Source organism: Actinoplanes couchii (genome assembly GCF_016862075.1).
In the GTDB taxonomy this organism is placed as follows: domain Bacteria; phylum Actinomycetota; class Actinomycetes; order Mycobacteriales; family Micromonosporaceae; genus Actinoplanes; species Actinoplanes couchii.
The window spans coordinates 1-2,393 of sequence record NZ_BOMG01000067.1; the positions used below are offsets into that span (position 1 = coordinate 1).

The window sequence follows — 2,393 nt, forward strand, 5'->3', positions numbered from 1 at the left end:
GTGGCAGTGGCAGTGGCAGTGGCAGTGGCAGTGGCAGTGGTCTGCTCGGCCAGGGCCAGGGCCAGGGCCAGGGCCAGGGCCAGGGCCTGGTCCGGGTCGGGATCTTCATCGAGGTCGAGGGCGCGGGCGACTATCTACCGAAATTTGCCGGGAACCTGGACATCATGACCGCTGCCGCCACCAGAGTGGGTGAGGAAATTGCTCGATCTTAGGATCACCGATTCGTCGTTGCGGGACGGCTCGCACGCCAAACGGCACCAGTTCACCACCGTCGACGTCACCGCGATCGTCCGAGCCCTCGACGACGCCGGCGTGCCGGTGATCGAGGTGACCCACGGTGACGGCCTGGGCGGTTCGTCGTTCACCTACGGTTTCAGTCACACGCCCGAGCAGGAGCTGATCAAAACCGCGGTTCTTGCTGCCGTACGGGCAAGAATAGCCTTTCTGATGTTGCCCGGAGTGGGCGTGCTCGACGACATCCGGGCCGCCGCTGGGAACGGTGCGAGCGTCTGCCGGATCGCCACCCACTGCACCGAGGCCGACATCGCCGTCCAGCATTTCGGCATGGCCCGTGAATTGGGCTTGGAGACCGTGGGATTCCTGATGATGTCCCATTCGATTCCACCAGAACGGCTCGCCGAACAGGCCCGGATCATGGCCGACGCCGGATGCCAGTGCGTCTATGTCGTCGATTCGGCCGGCGCGCTGGTCCTCGACCAGGTCAGCGATCGGGTGGCAGCCCTGGTCACGGAGCTGGGCGACGACGCGCAGGTGGGTTTCCACGGCCACGAGAACCTGGGCTTGGGCGTGGCGAATTCGGTGCTGGCCTATCGGGCGGGCGCAAAACAGATCGACGGTAGCACTCGCCGTTTCGGAGCCGGTGCCGGAAACACGCCGGTGGAGGCGTTTGTGGGAGTCTGCGACAAACTAGGAATCCGCACCGGAGTGGACTTCTTCAAAATCGTCGACGCCGCCGAGGACGTGGTACGCCCGGTGATGACCGACGAGTGCAAACTGGACCGGATGTCCCTGACCATGGGATATGCGGGCGTCTATTCCAGTTTCCTGATGCACGCCTGGACCCTTGCCGAGCGTTATGGCGTCTCCGGCGCGGAGATCCTGGTCAAAGCCGGTGAGCGTCGCCTGGTCGGAGGCCAGGAAGACCCGTTGATCACGATCGCCCGGGAGCTCAGTAATAAGTGACCTTGACGTGATCACTGACCGCGACCGCCTGGCAGGCCAGGATGTACCCGTCGGCGAAGTCCTCCTCTTCGAGAATCTCGTTGTGCACCAGGGTGACCTCCCCGCTGACCAGGCGAACCGCGCAGGCCCCGCACTGCCCTTGCCGACACGAGTAGGGCGGATTGAGCCCCGCATCAACGATCACGTCGAGTAGCCGCCGCCCCGCGGCCCACGGCAACACATGCGACTGCCCGTCGATCTCCACTTCAGCAACAGCTTCCCGTCCGCTGGACCCGTCCCGACCGCCGGACCCGTCCCGTCCGCCGGACCTCTCCCGTCCGCTGGAACTTTCCCGCCCGCCGGACCCTTGCTGCCCGCCGGACCCTTGCTGCTCGTCGTGCTCGCTGTGGTGGTCCGCCGGAGCGCCACGACCCGCGTCGTCCTCTGTTCCCGGCTCGAATCGTTCAATTCTGATCCGTTCCGCGGGAACCCCGGCGAGCTGCAGCGCCTTCTCCGCCACCGCGACGAAGGCTTCCGGACCACAGACAAAGGCTTCCCTGCTCCGGTACGGGTGGAGCAACTCCTTCAGAGCATCAGCGGTCGGCACACCCCGTTCCCGATCCAGCCAGTGAATGACCGGAAGCATCCCGTCCAGCTCGTCCCGAAAGATGATCGACTCAGAATCGCGATTGGCGTAGAACAGCACCGGATCACTCCGCAGAGCCTTGATGATCCCCATGATCGGAGTGATCCCCGACCCGCCGGCCAGCAACAGAAGCGAGTCGTCGAGCGATCCCGGCGTGAAGTTCCCAGCAGGCCCCGCAACGTCGATGATGTCCCCGGCCCGAACCCGATCACAGATCCAGTTGGAGACCACCCCACCCACCACCCGTTTGACCGTGATCTTAGGAGCCTCGCCCCTCCCCGGAGCACTGGCCAACGAGTAGGAGCGAACCCCGACCGGAGTACGAACCGAAAGATACTGCCCAGCCCGGTAATCAAAGTCGGTCTCCAGAACCAGAGAACAGGCCTCAGCAGTCTCCAGCACAACCCCAGAAACCCGAACAGGACGAAAAACAGCCATCAACAAACCTCCCAGAGAAGGAAGTCAACACAAACCAAGCCGACAGACCCTCACCCGAAGCCGCCGTTCCAGCAGCCAACGATCGAGCCGCGAGCCGCGAGCCGCGAGCCGCGAGGCGGGAGGCGGG

Annotated in this window: 2 protein-coding genes and 1 pseudogene; 2 read left to right on the forward strand and 1 reads right to left on the reverse strand. The window is 64.6% G+C overall.

Annotated elements, in window-relative coordinates:
* Both Aco03nite_RS53190 and dmpG read left to right on the forward strand, forming a co-directional pair.
* Positions 1-212 (forward strand): annotated as a pseudogene (locus Aco03nite_RS53190) (hypothetical protein); the annotation flags it as partial.
* Positions 190-1,203, forward strand: a complete 1,014-nt coding sequence (gene dmpG, locus Aco03nite_RS27515) for a 4-hydroxy-2-oxovalerate aldolase (RefSeq protein WP_239145474.1) — start codon at positions 190-192, stop codon at positions 1,201-1,203. The pseudogene Aco03nite_RS53190 and the gene dmpG, both read left to right, overlap by 23 nt.
* On the opposite strand, the gene Aco03nite_RS54555 is transcribed toward dmpG, so the two are convergent.
* Entirely contained in the window at positions 1,190-2,266 is a 1,077-nt protein-coding gene (locus Aco03nite_RS54555; RefSeq protein WP_307837658.1) for a 2Fe-2S iron-sulfur cluster-binding protein, read from the reverse strand. The two genes, dmpG and Aco03nite_RS54555, sit on opposite strands and share 14 nt — an antisense overlap.
* Positions 2,267-2,393: the final 127 nt, after the last annotated feature.

Excerpts from the sequence above, each read along its gene's own strand:
- Aco03nite_RS54555 (WP_307837658.1), bottom strand. The coding sequence starts at position 2,266 with ATGGCTGTTTTTCGTCCTGTTCGGGTTTCTGGGGTTGTGCTGGAGACT.